An 18,158-nucleotide genomic window follows, 5' to 3' on the forward strand; every position below is an offset into this window, starting at 1 on the left:
CCCCAGAGGAACGCCCATGAAGAAGCGCCTCGTCGTCCTCGACATCGTCGGCCTCACCCCCAACCTGCTCCGCCACATGCCCTCGGTCACCGCTCTCGGTGAACGTGGCTCCCGGGCCCGCCTCGACACCGTCCTGCCCGCCGTCACCTGCACCGTCCAGTCGACTCTCCTCACCGGTGAACTCCCGTCCGTGCACGGGGCGGTGGCGAACGGCTGGTACTTCCGCGACCTCGGTGAGGTCCTGCTCTGGCGGCAGCACAACGCCCTCGTCGGCGGCGAGAAGATCTGGGAGACGGCCCGCCGGGAGAACCCCGACTACACGGTGGCGAACGTCTGTTGGTGGTACGCGATGGGCGCCGACGTCGACTGGACGGTCACCCCGCGCCCCGTCTACTACTCCGACGGCCGCAAGGAGCCGGACTGTTACACCTGGCCGCCCGCCCTGCACGACGAACTCACCGAACGGCTCGGCCCGTTCCCCCTGTTCACCTACTGGGGCCCGAACGCCGGCCTCCCCTCCACCCAGTGGATCATGGCCGCCGCCCGGCAGATCTTCGACGACAAACAGCCCGACCTCACCCTCGTCTACCTCCCCCACCTCGACTACGAACCCCAGCGCACCGGCCCCGACTCCCCGCAGACGGCCGCAGCCGCCCGCCAACTCGACGACGCCCTGGGCCCGTTGATAGCCCACTTCGAGAAGGAGGGCGCGACGGTCGTCGTCCTCAGCGAGTACGGCATCGCCCCCGCGTCCCGCCCCGTCGACATCAACCGCGCGCTGCGGAGCGCCGGTCTCCTCGAAGTCCACACCCAGGACGGCATGGAGTACCTCGACCCCTGGACCTCCCGCGCCTTCGCGGTCGCCGACCACCAGCTCGCCCACGTCTACGTCCGCGACCCCGCCGACCTCGACCGGGTCGCGGATATCGTCGCCGAACTCGACGGCGTGGACGCGGTGTTGGATGCGGCGGGCAAGAAGGAGCACGGCCTCGACCACGAACGCTCAGGCGAACTCGTAGCCGTCGCCGCGCCGGACGCCTGGTTCACGTACTACTACTGGCTCGACGACGCCCGCGCCCCCGACTTCGCCCGCCAGGTCGAGATCCACCGCAAACCCGGCTACGACCCCGCCGAGTTGCTCTACGACGACACCGTCCCCGCCGTCAAAGCGCGGGCCATCGGCTCGGTGATCCGCAAGAAGCTCGGCTTCCGCTACCGCATCCGCACGGTCCCCCTCGACCCCTCCGGCGTGCGCGGCAGCCACGGCCGCCTCCCCGACGACCCCCAGCACGGGCCCGTACTCCTGTGCTCGGAACCGGTGTTGACCCGCGAGGCGTACGCGGCGACCGAGATCAAGGAGCTGCTGCTGGACCTGGCCCGAAAAGGCGGGTGAACACGGCACCGGAGTTGGTAGAAACTCCCTCATGACCACCCTCACCTTCATCCAGGGCGACATCACCGACGAGTCCGTCGACGCCATCGTCAACGCGGCGAACTCCTCGCTGCTCGGCGGCGGTGGCGTCGACGGCGCCATCCACCGCCGGGGTGGCCCGGCGATCCTGGAGGACTGCCGCAGACTCCGCGCCTCGCACTACGGCAAGGGCCTCCCGACGGGCCAGGCGGTCGCCACAACCGCCGGTGATCTGCACGCCCGTTGGGTGATCCACACCGTCGGCCCCGTCCACAGCACCACCGACGACCGCTCCGCCCTCCTCGCCTCCTGCTACCGCGAATCCCTCAAGGTCGCCGACGAACTCGGCGCCCGCACCGTCGCGTTCCCCGCGATCTCCGCCGGCATCTACGGCTGGCCCATGGCCGACGCCGCCCGGATCGCGATCCGGACCGTACGGGGGACCCCGACCCGGGTCGAGGAGGTGCGGTTCGTGCTGTTCGACGAGGACGCGTACGACACGTTCACGGCGTACGCCGCGGTCTGATCGTCGTATCCGGATCGCCCCGGTTCATCCGGTCGAGTGACTCTGGTCGCCGGAACGTTTCTTCCGGAATGGCAGAAACGTTCTGCTGTTAGCTTCGGCGGCGTTGTCGTCAAGATCGTCCGAGGAAGCGTGCCGGTGCAATCACCAATCTGGACCGAGGAATCGCGCGTCGAGGAGCGGACGGAGGAGCGGGTCGACTTCGTCGCCAGGACCGCCGAGGAGATCGCCGCCCGCGTCGGCCGCTTCACCGACCCCGCCACCCGGCTGCTGCTGAGCGCCGACGGCCTCACGACCACCCTGCTGCGGGCCTGGACCCGCACCGACGTGACCGTCCTGCGAGCCGCGCAGCGCCGGGTCCCGGCCGCCGAAACCCCGTGGGGCGCGGGGGAGTTGCTCGGTGCCGAGGGCGGCGAGACCGTCGTCCGGCACTCCGTGCTCGGCGGGCCGGACGGGAGCGATCTGTCGCGGAACGTCGTGGTGGCCCGGCCGGAGCTGTGCCCGTCGGCGGAGCTGTGCCTCGCCGACACCTCGGCGCCGCTGGGACCGATGCTGCAACGGGCGGGAACCGGTTTCCGGCGTTCTCTGCTGGACGCCGGGCGGCGGCCCTGGGGGCCGTGCGGGGAGCCGGCCGCGTACAAGGCGTACCTCCTGTGGCACGGGGAACGGCCGTTCGCCGCGATCTCCGAGCTGTTCAACCCGGCGATCGTCCCGGCGGCCGTGCGATGAGCGCCGGCCGGGTCGCGGTCGTCGGCGCCGGGCCCGCCGGGCTCGTCCTCGCCGCGCTGCTGCACCGCGCCGGGATCGACGTCGAGGTGTGGGAGCGCGGCAGCCGGGAGTACGTCGAACGGCGGGCCCGCGCGGGCCTGTTGGAGCACCGGGTGGTCGAACTGCTGGCCGCGCACGGCCTCGCCGAGCGGCTGCTCAAGGAGGGGGCGCGGCACGGCTGGTGCGAGTTCCTGTGCCTCGGGGAGCGGACCCGTGTCGACTACGGGGAGCTGTCCGGGGGATACCGGCACTGGGTGTATCCGCAGCAGTTGCTCGTCCGCGACCTCCTGGCCCTGCTGGACCGGGCGGGCTGCCCGGTCCATTTCGACGCCCCGGTAAGGGAGTTGGAAGGGACGGCGCTGCGGTTCGAACGGGGCCTCGTACGCGCCGAGTTCGTCGTCGGCTGCGACGGCGCGCGAGGTGTCGTCGCCGACGGCCTCCCCGACTCCCTCGCCCTGGAACGGCGTTACCCCTACGACTGGCTGACCGTCCTCGCCGACATGACGCACCCCGTCGAGGGCGTCCTCTACGCCGTCCACGAGACCGGGTTCGCGGGGATGATGCCGCGCGCCGGGAACCTCGCCCGGCTCTACCTCCAGGTCCCCGCCGACCACACCCCGGCCGACTGGCCCGAGGACCGCCTCCGGGACCACCTCGCGCTGCGGCTCGGCGCCGGCGAGGACGGTCCGAGGCCCCTGCGGCTGCGGGAGACCGGCATGCTCCGGATGCGCGGCCGGGTCCGGCGCCGGCTCCGCGCCGGCGGTGTGTTCCTCGCGGGCGACGCCGGGCACCTGCTCACCCCGTCCGGCGCGAAGGGCCTCAACCTCGCGGTCGCCGACGCCGTCGATCTCGCGGACGGTCTGATCCGCCGTGTCCGGCACGGCGACGACACCGCGCTCGCCGGGTACGAGGCCCGCCGGCTGGCCGCCGCCTGGTGGGCCCAGGACTTCTCCGACCGCCTCCTCGACCTCCTCCACCTGCCCTCCGGCGACCCCGAGGAGCGCCGGTTCGCCCTGGAACTGCGGCGCGAACGCATCCGGGCACTGGCGAGGCCGGGGCCGTACGCGACGGCGTTCGCACGCGACTACGCGGGGGCGGCGAGCGTCGCTCTGAGCTGAACCCGGGTACGACGGAGCAGCGCGCCTCTGCCCGGCTGCGCGGCGTCCCTCTCAGGTCGTATCCGGCGGCTCCCTCCGGCGTATGCCGTATGTCATACCCGACGGACTCCCTCCATGTGTCCGGAGTCACAATCGCGCCCGGGGGGACCGGCGATACTCGACGGCAGGGCCGTACGTGGCCCGTGCCGTGTCCGTGCGGGGGCTGCCCCGTGATCCGCGCGTTCCCGGCCGCTCACATGCCGTCCACCGGTCCTGTGCGGCGAGGTTAACCCCCGATGACCTGCGAGGGAGACACCGGCGTAATCAGCACTTCGTACCGTCACTGAGGCTCTCACCAGGCCGATCGTCAGACAGAAGGGGGCGCCCGTGGCAGCCGTGCCGGACCCGCGGACCGACAGCGCGACGAAGGTGCGCACGGTCTGCTCGTACTGCGGTGTCGGCTGCGGCATGGTCCTCGACATCGGCAAGGGCCCCGACGGACGGCGTACGGTCCTGAAGGCGTCCGGCGACAAGGAGCACCCCGCGAACCTGGGCCGGCTCTGCACGAAGGGCGCCACCACGGCCGACATGCTCTCCGCGCCCGGCCGCCTCACCACCGCCCTCGTCCGCACGGACCGCGGCGAGGAACCGCACCCCACGGAGGTACGGGAAGCGGTTGCGGAAACAGCGCGCCGACTGCGGGCGATCGTCGACGAGCACGGCCCCGACTCCGTCGCCCTCTACGTCTCCGGGCAGATGAGCCTGGAGGCCCAGTACCTCGCGAACAAGCTGGTCAAGGGCTATCTGCGGTCCAACCAGATCGAGTCGAACTCCCGGCTGTGCATGGCCAGCGCGGGAACCGGTTACAAGCTGTCCCTGGGCGCCGACGGCCCGCCCGGCTCGTACGACGACCTCGACAACGCGGACGTCTTCCTCGTCATCGGCTCCAACATGGCCGACTGCCACCCCATCCTGTTCCTGCGGATGATGGACCGGATCAAGTCGTCCGGCGCGAAACTGATCGTCGTCGACCCGCGCCGCACCGCCACCGCCGAGAAGGCCGACCTGTTCCTCCAGGTCGAGCCCGGTACGGACCTCGCCCTCCTCAACGGCCTCCTGCACCTACTGGTAGAAGGCGGTTACACCGATCCGGACTTCATCGCCGCGAACACCGAGGGCTGGGAGGCGATGCCCGGATTCCTCGCCGACTACCCGCCGCAAACGGTTGCTGAAACGACCGGCATCCCCGAGGCCGACCTCCGTGAGGCCGCCCGGCTGATCGGCGAGGCGGGGGAGTGGACCAGCTGCTGGACGATGGGCCTCAACCAGTCCACGCACGGCACCTGGAACACCAACGCGCTGGTCAACCTCCACCTCGCGACCGGCGCCATCTGCCGCCCCGGCAGCGGCCCGTTCTCCCTCACCGGCCAGCCCAACGCCATGGGCGGACGCGAGATGGGCTACATGGGACCGGGGCTGCCCGGCCAGCGGTCCGTGCTCGTCGACGCCGACCGCGCGTTCACCGAGGAACTCTGGGGACTCGAACCCGGCACGATCCGCGCCGACGGCGTCGGCAAGGGCACCGTCGAGATGTTCCGCAGGATGGCCGACGGCGAGATCAAGGCGTGCTGGATCATCTGCACCAACCCCGTCGCCTCCGTCGGCAACCGCAGGACCGTCATCGAGGGCCTCGAAGCGGCCGAACTCGTCGTCGTCCAGGACGTGTTCGCGGAGACCGAGACCGCCGCCTACGCCGACGTCCTGCTGCCCGGCGCGCTGTGGACGGAGACCGAGGGCGTCCTCATCAACAGCGAGCGCACCCTCACGCTGGCCCGCCCCGCCGCCGACCCGCCCGGCGAGGCCGTCGCCGACTGGCGGCTCATCGCCGACATCGCCTGCGCGATGGGGTACGCGAGCGGGTTCACCTACACGGACGCGGAGGAGATCTTCGAGGAGATCAAGGGCGCGTACAACCCGGCCACCGGCTACGACCTGCGCGGGGTCACCTACGAGCGGCTGCGCCGGACGCCGGTGCAGTGGCCGGCCGCCCCCGACGGGCCCGACCGCAACCCCGTCCGGTACGTCCGCCCCGACGGCTCCCTCCGGTTCGCCACCCCCTCCGGGCGGGCCGTCTTCCACGCCCGGCCGCACCTGCCGCCCGCCGAACTGCCCGACGACGACTACCCGTTCGTCCTCAACACCGGGCGCCTGCAACATCAGTGGCACACGCTGACGAAGACGGGGCGCGTCGCCAAACTCAACAAGCTGAACCCCGGGCCGTTCGTCGAGGTCCACCCCGCCGACGCCGAACGGCTCGGGCTCGCCGACGGGGACTCGGTGGAGGTGGCGTCCCGGCGCGGGCGAGCCGTCCTGCCCGCCGTCGTCACCGACCGTGTGCAGCAAGGGAATTGCTTCGCGCCCTTCCACTGGAACGACCTCTTCGGGGAGTACCTCAGCGTCAACGCGGTCAGCAGCGACGCCGTCGACCCGCTGTCGTTCCAGCCCGAACTCAAGGTGTGCGCCGTGTCGTTGACGAAGACGGCGACCGCGGTGAGCGTCCGGATGCCGGGCGGGGCGGAGCAAGGCACGAAGGCGCGGGCGGCGAACACACCGGCACCGGGCGGGACTTCGGGTACCCCGGCGCTCGTGCCGTCCGCCGTCCTCACCTCGCCCACCGCTCAACCCGCCGTCCCCGCGGCCCTCTTCGGCCTCGAACCCACCCCGCCGCCCGTCCTCGGCGAACGCGAACGGCTCTACCTGCTCGGGTTCCTCGCCGCGATCCCGGCGGGCGGCCCCGGCGTCCCCGTGCTGCCGCCGGACGCGCCGTTCACCCCCGAGCACGCCCTGTGGGTCAACGGCACGCTCGCGGGCCTGTATTCGAGGACAGCCGCCCCGGCGCCCGCCCCGACTCCCGCCGCGCTGCGGCAGGTCGTCATCCTGTGGGCCTCCCAGACGGGCAACGCCGAGGAGTTCGCCACCGCGACCGCCGCGCGCCTCACCGACGGCGGACACGCCGCGTCCCTCGTCGAGATGGACCAGGCCGACCCGGCCGCCCTCCCCACCGACGCCGACCTCCTCCTCATCACCAGCACGTTCGGCGACGGCGACGCCCCCGACAACGGCGCCGGCTTCTGGGCCGGCCTCACCGCTCCCGACGCGGGCCGCCTGGAGGGCCGCCGGTACGCGGTCCTCGCCTTCGGCGACTCGTCGTACGACGACTTCTGCGGGCACGGACGCCGGCTCGACGACCGGCTCGGGGAACTCGGCGCCGTCCGGCTCGCTCCGCGCATCGACTGCGAGCCGGACTACGAGACCCGGGCGGGGGAGTGGCTGGACCAGGTGCTGGGCGCGCTCACCGTCACCGAGACACCCCCGACTCCCGCACCGGCGGGGCCCGTTGCCCCGGCCCGCCCGAGCCGCCCGGCCTCCGCGACGGGCCGTCTCGTCGGCAACGTCCTGCTCAGCGGGGCCGGTTCGGGCAAGGAGGTCCGCCGGTTCACGTTCGACACCCGCGACAGCGAGCTGCCCCTCGTGTACGAGGCCGGCGACGCGCTCGGCGTCCGTCCCCTCAACTCCCCCGAGCTGGTGAAGGAGTGGCTGACCGTCACCGGGGCGGACGCGGACACCCCGGTCGGCGTCGAAGGGGGCCAGGTGCCGTTCGACGAGGCACTCTCCCGGTACCTCGACATCACCCGCGTCAGCTCCTCCCTGCTCCGGTTCGCCGCCGAACGCACCCGTGACCCGCGCGAGTTGCGCAAACTGCTGCGGCCCGACAACAAGGACGAGCTCGCGAAGTGGTCCTGGGGGCGGCAAGCCGTGGACGTGGCCGCCGAGTTCGGGATCGAGGCGGACGCCCAGGACTGGGCCGACGTCCTGGGCCGGCTGCGCCCCCGCCTGTACTCCATATCGTCCAGCCCCCTCACCGACCCCCACCTCGTCTCCCTCACCGTCTCCGTCGTCCGCTACGAGAACCGCGAGGGCCGGTCCCGGCAGGGCGTCTGCTCCCCCTTCCTCGCCGACGCCGAACCCGGCACCGAGGTCCCCCTCCACGTCCAGCGCTCCCCGCACTTCCGCCCGCCCGCCGAACCCGGCGCCCCCGCGATCATGATCGGCCCCGGCACCGGCGTCGCCCCCTTCCTCGGCTTCCTCCACGAACGCCGCGCCCGCGGCCACCACGCCCCCAACTGGCTCTTCTTCGGCGAACAGCGCCGCTCCACCGACTTCTACTACGAGGACGACCTCACCGCCCTCCTCGCCGACGGCACCCTCACCCGCCTCGACACCGCCTTCTCCCGCGACCAGCGCGCCAAGGTCTACGTCCAGGACCGCATGCGCGAACACGGCCCCCAGCTCTGGTCCTGGCTCCGCGACGGCGCCCGCTTCTACGTCTGCGGCGACGCCTCCCGCATGGCCAAGGACGTCGACCGCGCCCTGCGCGACATCGCGATGCTCCACGGCGGCATGACCGAGGCCGAGTCGGCGGCGTACCTGAAGCAACTCGCCGCGGAGAAGCGGTACATGCGGGACGTGTACTGACCGGGCCCGCGTACGGAAACCGCTCACGCGGGATCAAGGACCCGTCAGGACCCCCCGACCCCCGAATTCCCGGACGTAGCGTCGATCTCACCCGGCCCCACCAGGGCCCTTTCGAGAGAGACCCCCCATGACGCTCCCCACGCAGGCCGACGCCCTCCACAAGGACATCATGCGTTTCCGCCTCGCGTCCGGCCCCGACCTCACCACGCGCAACGACCCCTACCTCGCGTGGCAGCGGACCCGTGAACAGGCGGACCTGTGGCCGTACTTCCGGCGCTACGACACCGCGCTCACCCCTCGGGCGACGGCGATCTCGGACGCCGGTGTCACGACGACCGGCCCCAACTTCGGCAGCCAGGACTACCTTTCGCTGAGCGGACACCCGGAGATCCTGGAGGCCGCCCACAAGGCGCTGTACAACTACGGCCCCCTGACGGCGGGTTCACCCGCGCTGGGCGGCGCGAACCCGCTGAGCAAGGCGCTGGAGGCCGGTCTCGCACAGGCGCTGCGGACCGAGCACGTCATGCTCTTCCCCACCGGCTGGGCCTCGGGCTTCGGGACGATCCGCGCGCTGATGCACAAGAACGACCACATCCTGTTGGACAAGCTCTCGCACGACTCGCTGAGGCAGGGCGCGGCGGCCAGCGGCGCGACGGTCGAGTTCTTCCGGCACCTCGACAACACGGCGGTCCGCCGCCATCTCGCGAAGATCCGGGCGACGGACACCGCGAACGCGGTCCTGGTCGTCACCGAGGGCGTCTTCTCGATGGACTCCGACACCCCCGATCTGGCCGAACTCCTCGGCATCTGCCGTGAGTTCGACGCCCAGTTGATGGTGGACGTGGCCCACGACTTCGGCGCGATGGGCGAGACGGGCGGCGGCCAGCCGGAAGTGCACGGCATCCTCGGCGAAGTCGACTTCGTGGTGGGCGCGTTCTCCAAGACGTTCGCGACGACCGGCGGCTTCCTGGCCACCCCGTCTGCCTCCGCCCGCGAGTACGTCCGCATGTTCGGCGGCCCCCAGACCTTCTCCAGCGCCATCACCCCCGTACAGACGGCGGTCGCCCTCGCGGCGCTGGGGGTCGTCACCTCCCCGGACGGCGCCAGGCGCCGAACGGCGGTGCGGGACAACGCCGTTCACCTGCGGGAGGGGCTCACGGGGCGCGGCCTGGAGGTGATGGGAGACGTGGTCTGCCCGGTCGTACCCGTCCTGATCGGGGACACCCCGACGGGCCGTACGGCGTCCGGGCTCATCGCGCGGGCGGGACTGATCGCGCATCTCGTCGAGCAGCCCGCCGTCGCGTCGGACGCGGCGAGGTTCCGGCTCCAGGTGATGGCGGAGCACACGCGGGCGGACCTCGACGCGGCGATCGGCATCCTCGACACGTGCATCGGGGAGGCCCGCGGGCGCGTGGCGGCGCTCCGAGGGTAATCATCCGGTCAATCAGAATTGCACAGAGTCTTACATGGTGATTGCCTCGACTGTACTCGGGACCTAGGGTGTGGCTGGCTCGGAAGTCACCGTTTCACCAGCAGTACTCCCACGTCCGTGCGGTAGAGCGGACGGAGTCGGGATGAGTTGACGGATCGTCAGCGAAACGTGCCGCTGTTCGGTTCGTCAACAGCATCCGACAGGACTGTTCATCCTGAGGAACCGAGGAAGGTCACGGTCAATGCCGCACCCGCACCCGCAACCACCGCTCCCGACGGACTCCCGGCGGCCGGCGGTCAGCCGCCGCCGACTCCTGGAGGGCTCCGCCGCCACCCTGGGCGCGCTCGCCCTGTCCACCTCCTCACAGGCCCGGGCGGTCGGCGGGAAGGCGGGTGAAAACGCGGGGGAAGCGGTTGCACAACCCGAGTGGAACGGTCACATCGACCTCTTCCGCGTCGGCACCGAGCCCCCGCACACCACCCTGATGCCCTACGACGGCCTCGCCCCGGCGCTCACCGCCGACCGCACCCGCTCCCCGTACCGCCTCAGCCTCGACGGCAAGTGGAAGTTCGCCTACGCGGACCGCCCCGAGGACCGCGACGAGGACTTCCACCGCACCGACCTCGACGACCGGGGCTGGGAGACGATCCCGGTCCCCTCGGTCTGGCAGCGGCACGGCCACGACTTCCCCATCTACATCAACATCACCTACCCCTACTGGGGCCCCAACGGCCTCGGCGAGAACCCGCAGCCGCCCGCCGCCCCCACCCGCTACAACCCCGTCGGCCAGTACCGCCGCACCTTCACCGTCCCCCGCGACTGGTCCGGCCGGCGCACCTTCCTGCACTTCGAGGGCGTCAAGTCCGCGCACTACGTGTGGATCAACGGCGAACTCGTCGGCTACAGCGAGGACTCCTACACCCCCGCCGAGTACGACATCACCCCGCACCTCAGACCGGGCACCAACCAGATCGCCGTCGAGGTCTACCGCTACTCCGACGGCGACTGGCTGGAGGACCAGGACATGATCCGGCTGAGCGGCATCTTCCGCTCGGTCTACCTCTACTCCACCCCACCGGTCCACCTGCGCGACTTCAAACTGGACACCCCTCTCGCAAACGGTTACACAACGGCCGACCTCGCCGTCACCGCGAGCGTCCGCGCCTACGACGCCACCAAGGGCGCGTACACCGTCGACACGATGCTGTACGACGACCGGGGGCATCCGGTCTGGCCGCGCCCCCTCAGCCAGCGCGCCGATGTCACGGCCACCGGCACGGACGTCACCGTGACCGCCTCCCGAGCCGTGCCGAAACCGCGCCTGTGGTCCGCCGAGGACCCCTACCTGTACACGGCCGTCCTCCAGCTCCGGAACCCGGCCGGAAAAGTCGTAGAAACCGTCTCCCACCGCGTCGGCCTGCGCGAGTTCGCCCTCAAGGACGGGCTGATGCGCATCAACGGCAAGCCCGTCTCCTTCCGGGGCACCAACCGCCACGAGATGCACCCCGACCGGGGTACCGCCCTCACCCGCGCGGACCTCGTCAAGGACATGAAGCTGATCAAACAGCTCAACATCAACTCCGTCCGCACCTCGCACTACCCGAACAACCCGCAGTGGTACGAACTCGCCGACGAGTACGGCCTCTACCTCGTCGACGAGACCAACCTCGAAACCCACGGCATCCGCGACCAGTACCCCGGCGACCACCCCGACTGGTCCGCCGTCTGCGTCGCCCGCGCCCAGAACATGGTCCACCGCGACAAGAACCACGCCTCCGTCGTCATCTGGTCCCTCGGCAACGAGGCGGGCGGCGGCAGGACGTTCGTGAACATGCACGACTGGATCAAGTCCTACGACACGACGCGCGTCGTCCAGTACGAGGGTGACGACCGCCCCGGCATCAGCGACATCCGCTCCGAGATGTACGACTCGCCCTCCCGCGTCGAGGCCCGCGCCAAGGACACCGCCGACACCCGCCCGTACGTGATGATCGAGTACGCCCACTCCATGGGCAACTCGACCGGGAACTTCACCAAGTACTGGGACCTCGTGCGCCGCCACGACGTCCTCCAGGGCGGCTGGATCTGGGACTTCGTCGACCAGTCCCTCACCGAGCGCACCCCGGTCCGCCAACTCCTCACCGAGACCGGCCCGTTGAAGCTGCGCGCCGAACTCATGTCGTCCGCCGGGACGTTCGACCGGAAGAACGGCGTCTCCGGCGCCACCGTCTTCCCCCGCGACCCCGGCCTCGACCTCACCGGCTCCCTCACCCTCGAAGCCTGGATCACCCCCCGCGTCACCGGCTACCACCAGCCGATCATCGCCAAGGGCGACACCCAGTACGCGCTCAAACAGTCCAACGAATCAGTGGAGTTCTTCATCTACGGCGGCGGCCAGTGGGTCAGCGCGAGCTGGTCCCTCCCCACCGACTGGACCGGCCGCGAGCACCACGTCGCGGGAGTCTTCGACGCCGACGCGGGCACCGTCACCCTCTACGTCGACGGCGTCGCCCGCGCCACGCGGACGACGACCCGCCGCCCCAGCAGCAACACCGCGCCCCTCGCCCTCGCCAACGACACCGACAACCACACCCGCGAGTTCAACGGCACCATCCGCCGCGCCCACGTCTACGCCCGCGCCCTCACCGCCACCGAACTCGCCTCCACCGCACGGCAGTCGGACGACAAGGACGTCCGCCTCTGGTTCGACGCCGACACCGTCGGCCACACCGAGGTCACGCCGAAGGAGAAGACGTACTTCGCGTACGGCGGCGACTGGGGCGACTTCCCCAACGACGGCGCGTTCGTCGCCGACGGCATCGTCATGGCCGACCGGCGCCACACCGGCAAGGCCGCCGAGGTCAAACGCGTCTACCAGGAGATCAACGCCACCGCGGGCACGACCCCCGGCGCGGTCACCCTCGTCAACGAGTTCCTCTTCACCAACCTCCGTGAGTTCGACGGCAGTTGGACGCTCGTCCGGGACGGCGAGACCGTCCGGAAGGGCAAGCTGAGCCGCGCCCAGCTCGACGTGGCGCCCCTCGCCAGCAAGGCGATCACCGTCCCGGTGCAGCTCCCCGCGAAACCGGCCCCCGGCGCCGAGTACTTCCTCCAACTCGCCTTCACCCTCAAGGAGTCCACCCCCTGGGCGAAGTCCGGCCACGAGGTCGCCCGGGTGCAGCTCCCGCTCGACGCGGGCAGCCCGGCGGTGAATCCCGTACCCCTCAAGGGCGTTCCGGCGCTGAGCCACACCGAGGACGCCGCGAGGATCACCGTCACCGGCAAGGACTTCACGGTCGTCGTCGACAAGGCGAGCGGCCTCATCACCTCGTACACCGCGGGCGGTTCGCCCCTCCTCGTCTCCGGCGGCACCCCCAACTTCTGGCGGGCGCCCACCGACAACGACAAGGGCAACGGACAGCACACCCGCAACCAGACCTGGCGGGACGCCGGCGCCCGGCGTGCGGTGACGAGCGTCGCCGTACGCCAACTCGCGGGCAGGGCCGTCGAGATCACCGTCGGCGGCACCCTGCCGACGACCACGCCGTCGTCGTACACCACCGTCTACACCGTCTTCGGCAACGCCGAGATCAAGGTCGACCACACCCTGCACCCGGGCGCGGCGAGCCTGCCGTACATCCCCGAGGTCGGGAACCTGCTGTTCCTGCCGGCGCGGCTGGACCGGCTGCACTGGTACGGGCGCGGCCCCGAGGAGAACCACTGGGACCGCAAGGACGGTACGGACGTGGGGCGTTGGAGCGGGAGCGTCGCCGGGCAGTGGACGCCATACATCCGGCCCCAGGAGAACGGCAACAAGACCGACGTACGGTGGGCCGCGCTCACCGACGCCCGGGGGAGGGGACTGCTGGTCTGCGGTGAACCCCTGTTGGAGATCAACGCCTCGCACTTCACCCCCGAGGACCTCTCGGCCGGCGTGCGCCACGACTACCAGCTCACCCCGCGCCCGGAGGTCGTCCTGCGCGTCAACCACCGGCAGATGGGCATCGGCGGCGACAACAGCTGGGGAGCCCACACCCACGACGAGTTCAAGCTCTTCGCGAACCGCGACCACTCCTACACCTACCGGCTGCGGCCGATCAAGGACGTGACGGAAGCGACAGCCGTGTCCCGCCGCCCCACCTCGACGGAGTAGCAGAATCGACCTCGGAATCGGTCGCCGGAAACCGTGTCGTGAACGGTTTCCGGCGGTCACGGCAGCCGAGGGAAGAGGAAGCCCCCACCATGGTCGAGCTGGACGAGCGATTCGACGTCGTCGTACTCGGAGCGGGCCCCGGCGGTTACGTCGCCGCCGTCCGCGCCGCCCAACTGGGCAGGAGCGTCGCGGTCGTCGAGGAGAAGTACTGGGGCGGCGTCTGTCTCAACGTCGGCTGCATCCCCACCAAGGCCCTCCTGCGCAACGCCGAACTCGCCCACATCTTCACCCGCGAGGCCAAGACCTTCGGCATCAAGGTCGAGGGCCAGGTCACCTTCGACTACACCGAGGCGTACGCCCGCAGCCGTCGCGTCGCCGACGGCCGCGTCAAGGGCGTCCACTACCTGATGAAGAAGAACAAGATCACCGAGTTCGACGGCCGGGGCACCTTCCTCGACGCGAACACGCTCCAGGTGACCGGCCGCGACGGAGCAACGAAAGCAATCGGTTTCAGTGACTGCATCATCGCGACCGGCGCCACGCCCCGCCTGCTGCCCGGCACGCGCAAGAGCGAGCGCGTCGTCACCTACGAGGAGCAGATCCTCGCCGACGGCCTCCCCGGCTCGATCGTCATCGCGGGCGCCGGGGCCATCGGCATCGAGTTCGCGTACGTCCTGCACAACTACGGCGTGAAGGTCACGATCGTCGAGTTCCTCGACCGCGTCGCCCCGCTGGAGGACGCCGAGGTCTCCGCCGAACTCGCCCGCCAGTACCGCAAGCTGGGCATCGACGTGCTCACCTCCACCCGCGTCGAGTCCATCGACGAGTCCGGCGAGCGGGTCCGCGTCACCGTCACCGGCAAGGACGGCGCCCAGCAGGTCATCGAGACCGACAAGGTCCTCCAGGCGATCGGCTTCGCCCCGAACGTCACCGGCTACGGCCTGGAGGCGACCGGCGTACGGCTCACCGAACGCGGCGCGATCGACGTCGACGGCCGCTGCCGCACCTCCGTGCCCCACATCTACGCCATCGGCGACGTCACCGCGAAGCTCATGCTCGCGCACACCGCCGAGGCCATGGGCGTCATCGCCGCCGAGACCCTCGCGGACGCCGAGACCATGGAACTCGACTACGCGATGATCCCCCGCGCCACCTACTGCCAGCCCCAGATCGCCAGCTTCGGCTACACCGAGCAGCAAGCGCGAGAAAAGGGTTACGACGTGAAGGTCGCCAAGTTCCCCTTCACCGCCAACGGCAAGTCCCACGGCCTCGGCGACACCACCGGATTCGTCAAGCTCATCAGCGACGCCACGCACGGCGAGCTGATCGGCGGCCACCTCATCGGACCCGATGTCACCGAACTGCTCCCGGAGCTGACCCTCGCACAGCAGTGGGACCTCACCGTCCACGAGGTCGCCCGCAACGTGCACGCCCACCCGACGCTCGGCGAGGCCGTCAAGGAAGCGGTCCACGGGCTCGCCGGTCACATGATCAACATGTGACGCGCGAGGGGATCGCTACTCGGGCTCGGCAGTGTCGGTGTCGGTGTCGCTGAGCCCCAGCCGCAGATGCTCCACGTGGTACACCGCCTGGTCCAGCAACTCGGCGACATGGTGGTCGTGCAGCGCGTAGACGACGGACCGTCCGCGCCGCTCGCCGACCACCAGGCCGAGGTTGCGCAGGAGCCGCAGCTGGTGCGAGCACGCCGACTGCTCCATGCCGACCTCGGCCGCCAACTCCGTCGCGGGCAGGGGGCCTTCGCGCAGCCTCGCCAGGATCAGCAGCCGGGACGGGGTGGAGAGGGCCTGGAGGGTGGTCGCCACCTTCGCGACGTTGTCCGCGTCGAGACGCACCCGCTCCGCGGTTTCGGTGGTGACGACTCCATGACCCATGGGAGCAGTCTACCCATCACACATGAACGAATGAATGAGTCTTCATGTGTTCCTGTATGGTGGCGCGGGTGTCAGCGACCCTCGCCCCCGCCCCCGTGCGCCCCGCAACCCTCCCGCGCCGCCGCACCCGCCTGCTCGCCCTGCCCGAAGCGCGCTGGGCGCTTGCAGCAACCGTTTTCTTCGCCATTGCTCTGACGGCCGACCTCGGCGGCGGTCCGGCCTGGCTGTACGGCCCCCTCTACGCGCTCTCCTACGCCTGCGGCGGCTGGGAACCCGCCCTGGAAGGGCTGCGCGCGCTGCGGGCGAAGACCCTCGACGTCGACCTCCTGATGATCGTCGCGGCACTCGGCGCCGCCGCAATCGGCCAGGTCCTCGACGGGGCCCTGCTGATCGTCATCTTCGCGACCTCCGGCGCGCTCGAAGCGTTCGCCACCGCCCGGACCGCCGACTCCGTACGCGGCCTGCTCGACCTCGCGCCCGACACGGCGACCAGGGTCACCGACACCGGCGAGGAGACCGTCCCGGCCGCCGAACTCGCCGTCGGCGACACGCTGTTGGTGCGGCCCGGCGAGCGGATCGCCGGGGACGGCCGGGTTCTCGACGGCGTCAGCGAGGCCGACCAGGCGACCGTCACGGGGGAGTCCTTTCCCGTGGTGAAGCGGCCCGGCGACGAGGTCTACGCCGGGACCCTCAACGGCACCGGCGCGCTGCGCGTCCGCGTCGAGCGGGACCCCTCCGACTCGGTGATCGCCCGGATCGCCGGCCTCGTCGAGGAGGCGTCCCGGACCAAGGCGCCGACCCAGGTGCTCATCGAGAAGGTCGAGCAGCGGTACGCCGTGGGGGTCGTCGTCGCGACGCTCGCCGTGTTCGCCGTGCCGCTCGCGTTCGGGGCGGACCTCACGAGCGCGTTGCTGCGGGCGATGACGTTCATGATCGTCGCGTCTCCCTGCGCGGTCGTCCTCGCGACGATGCCGCCGCTCCTGTCGGCCGTCGCCAACGCCGGGCGCCACGGCGTCCTCGTCAAGTCGGCCGTCGCGATGGAGCAGTTGGGGGCGGTGGACGTCGTCGCCCTCGACAAGACGGGGACGCTGACCGAGGGTGCGCCGGAGGTGGGCGCGGTGCGGCCGGCCGCCGGGTCGGGGCTCGACGAGAGGGGGTTGCTGGCGCTGGCCGCCGCCGTGGAGTACGCGAGCGAGCATCCGCTGGCGCGGGCGATCGTGCGGGAGGCCGGGGTGCGGGGTGTGGGGGTGGCGCGGGCTGAGGGGTTCGTGGCGCGGCCCGGGGTGGGGGTCGAGGCTGTGGTGGAGGGGGCTGTGGTGCGGGTGGGGGGCGTTGGTGTGCGGGGTGGGGGTGTCGGCGGGGCGTGGGGTGAGCAGGGGGTCGAGTGGGGTGACGGTGTCGGCGGTGTGCGGGGTGAGGTGCGGGGTGAGTGGGGTGACGGCGTCGGCGGGGCGTGGGGTGAGGGGCCGGCCGGGACTCGTACGGAGGTTCCCGGGCCCGCTCCCGAAGACGGCGAAAGCGGTTGCACAACCGTCCTCGTCACCCGTGACGGGGTCCCCGTCGGGACCCTCACCCTCGTCGACCGCCTCCGTCCCGAGGCGCCGGCCGCCGTCGCCGCGCTGACCGCGCTCACCGGGGCGTCGCCCGTCCTGCTCACCGGGGACCAGGAGGGGGCCGCCGCCCGGGTGGCCGAGGCGACCGGCATCACGGACGTCCGCGCCGGTCTGCTGCCGGAGGAGAAGGTGGACGCGGTCCGCAGCCTCGGCGCGAGGGTCCTCTTCGTCGGCGACGGGGTCAACGACGCTCCTGCCCTCGCCGTCGCCCACGCGGGGGTCGCGATGGGGAAGGCCGGTTCCGATCTCGCCCTGGAGACCGCCGACGCGGTGCTCGTCCGCGACGACCTCAACGCCGTCCCCGCCGCCGTCCACCTCTCCCGCTCCGCCCGCCGCCTCGTCCGGCAGAACCTCGTGATCGCCGGGGTGTTCATCACCGGGCTCGTCCTGTGGGACCTGGTCGGTCATCTGCCGCTGCCGTTGGGGGTGGCGGGGCATGAGGGGTCGACCGTGCTGGTGGGGTTGAACGGGTTGCGGTTGCTGCGGGAGTCGGCTTGGCGGGGGTGAGGGTGGGGTGGGGGTGAGCTGTGGGGGTGCTTGGGGTGCCGGTTGGATGTTGGGGCGACGGGCGGGGGAGTGGTGCGGGGGCGGCGGGTAGAGGTGGCGGTGCGAGATTGGTGCTGAGGCGGGGGCTGGGGAATGCTTGCCGCCGAGCCGCCGAGCCGCCGAGCCGCCGAGCCGCCGAGCCGCCGAGCCGCCGAGCCGCCGCCAGGACGTCCTGAGGCCCGACTTC

Annotated in this window: 10 protein-coding genes; 9 read left to right on the plus strand and 1 reads right to left on the minus strand. The window is 71.3% G+C overall.

Annotation, left to right across the window (positions count from 1 at the left end):
• Positions 1–16: 16 nt before the first annotated feature.
• The 8 genes from ABZX85_RS06605 to lpdA all read left to right on the plus strand — a co-directional run bounded on the left by ABZX85_RS06605 (position 17) and on the right by lpdA (position 15,422).
• Positions 17–1,393: a nucleotide pyrophosphatase/phosphodiesterase family protein gene (locus ABZX85_RS06605; protein ID WP_355863056.1), complete on the plus strand. Its 1,377-nt coding sequence runs from the start codon at positions 17–19 to the stop codon at positions 1,391–1,393.
• 31 nt (positions 1,394–1,424) lie between these two features.
• A complete protein-coding gene (locus ABZX85_RS06610) occupies positions 1,425–1,937 on the plus strand; it encodes an O-acetyl-ADP-ribose deacetylase (RefSeq protein WP_355863058.1) in 513 nt (170 codons plus the stop codon).
• Positions 1,938–2,072: 135 nt separating this feature from the next.
• Positions 2,073–2,663, plus strand: coding sequence for a hypothetical protein (locus ABZX85_RS06615; RefSeq protein ID WP_355863060.1), 591 nt, complete (start codon positions 2,073–2,075; stop codon positions 2,661–2,663).
• Positions 2,660–3,820: an FAD-dependent monooxygenase gene (locus ABZX85_RS06620; protein ID WP_355863062.1), complete on the plus strand. Its 1,161-nt coding sequence runs from the start codon at positions 2,660–2,662 to the stop codon at positions 3,818–3,820. The genes ABZX85_RS06615 and ABZX85_RS06620 overlap by 4 nt, the downstream gene beginning before the upstream one ends.
• A 366-nt stretch (positions 3,821–4,186) precedes the next feature.
• Complete coding sequence (locus ABZX85_RS06625; protein WP_355863064.1) at positions 4,187–8,335, plus strand: bifunctional nitrate reductase/sulfite reductase flavoprotein subunit alpha; 4,149 nt, start codon at positions 4,187–4,189, stop codon at positions 8,333–8,335.
• A 127-nt stretch (positions 8,336–8,462) separates the two neighbouring features.
• Positions 8,463–9,767: an aminotransferase class I/II-fold pyridoxal phosphate-dependent enzyme gene (locus tag ABZX85_RS06630; RefSeq protein WP_355863066.1), complete on the plus strand. Its 1,305-nt coding sequence runs from the start codon at positions 8,463–8,465 to the stop codon at positions 9,765–9,767.
• 241 nt (positions 9,768–10,008) lie between these two features.
• Positions 10,009–13,920 carry a glycoside hydrolase family 2 TIM barrel-domain containing protein gene (locus ABZX85_RS06635; protein WP_355863068.1) on the plus strand — a complete coding sequence of 1,304 codons (3,912 nt, stop codon included), beginning with the start codon at positions 10,009–10,011 and terminating at the stop codon, positions 13,918–13,920.
• Between the two features lie 89 nt (positions 13,921–14,009).
• Positions 14,010–15,422: a dihydrolipoyl dehydrogenase gene (gene lpdA / locus ABZX85_RS06640; RefSeq protein ID WP_355863070.1), complete on the plus strand. Its 1,413-nt coding sequence runs from the start codon at positions 14,010–14,012 to the stop codon at positions 15,420–15,422.
• 15 nt (positions 15,423–15,437) lie between these two features.
• Here the strand turns inward: lpdA and ABZX85_RS06645 are convergent, their stop codons facing one another.
• Complete coding sequence (locus ABZX85_RS06645) at positions 15,438–15,812, minus strand: metalloregulator ArsR/SmtB family transcription factor (RefSeq protein ID WP_355863072.1); 375 nt, start codon at positions 15,810–15,812, stop codon at positions 15,438–15,440.
• Between the two features lie 56 nt (positions 15,813–15,868).
• On the opposite strand from ABZX85_RS06645, the gene ABZX85_RS06650 reads away from it, so the two are divergent.
• Positions 15,869–17,932, plus strand: a complete 2,064-nt coding sequence (locus ABZX85_RS06650; RefSeq protein WP_355863115.1) for an HAD-IC family P-type ATPase — start codon at positions 15,869–15,871, stop codon at positions 17,930–17,932.
• Positions 17,933–18,158 lie beyond the last annotated feature (226 nt).

This window comes from Streptomyces sp. NPDC004539, from assembly GCF_040610055.1.
Taxonomy (GTDB): Bacteria; Actinomycetota; Actinomycetes; order Streptomycetales; family Streptomycetaceae; genus Streptomyces.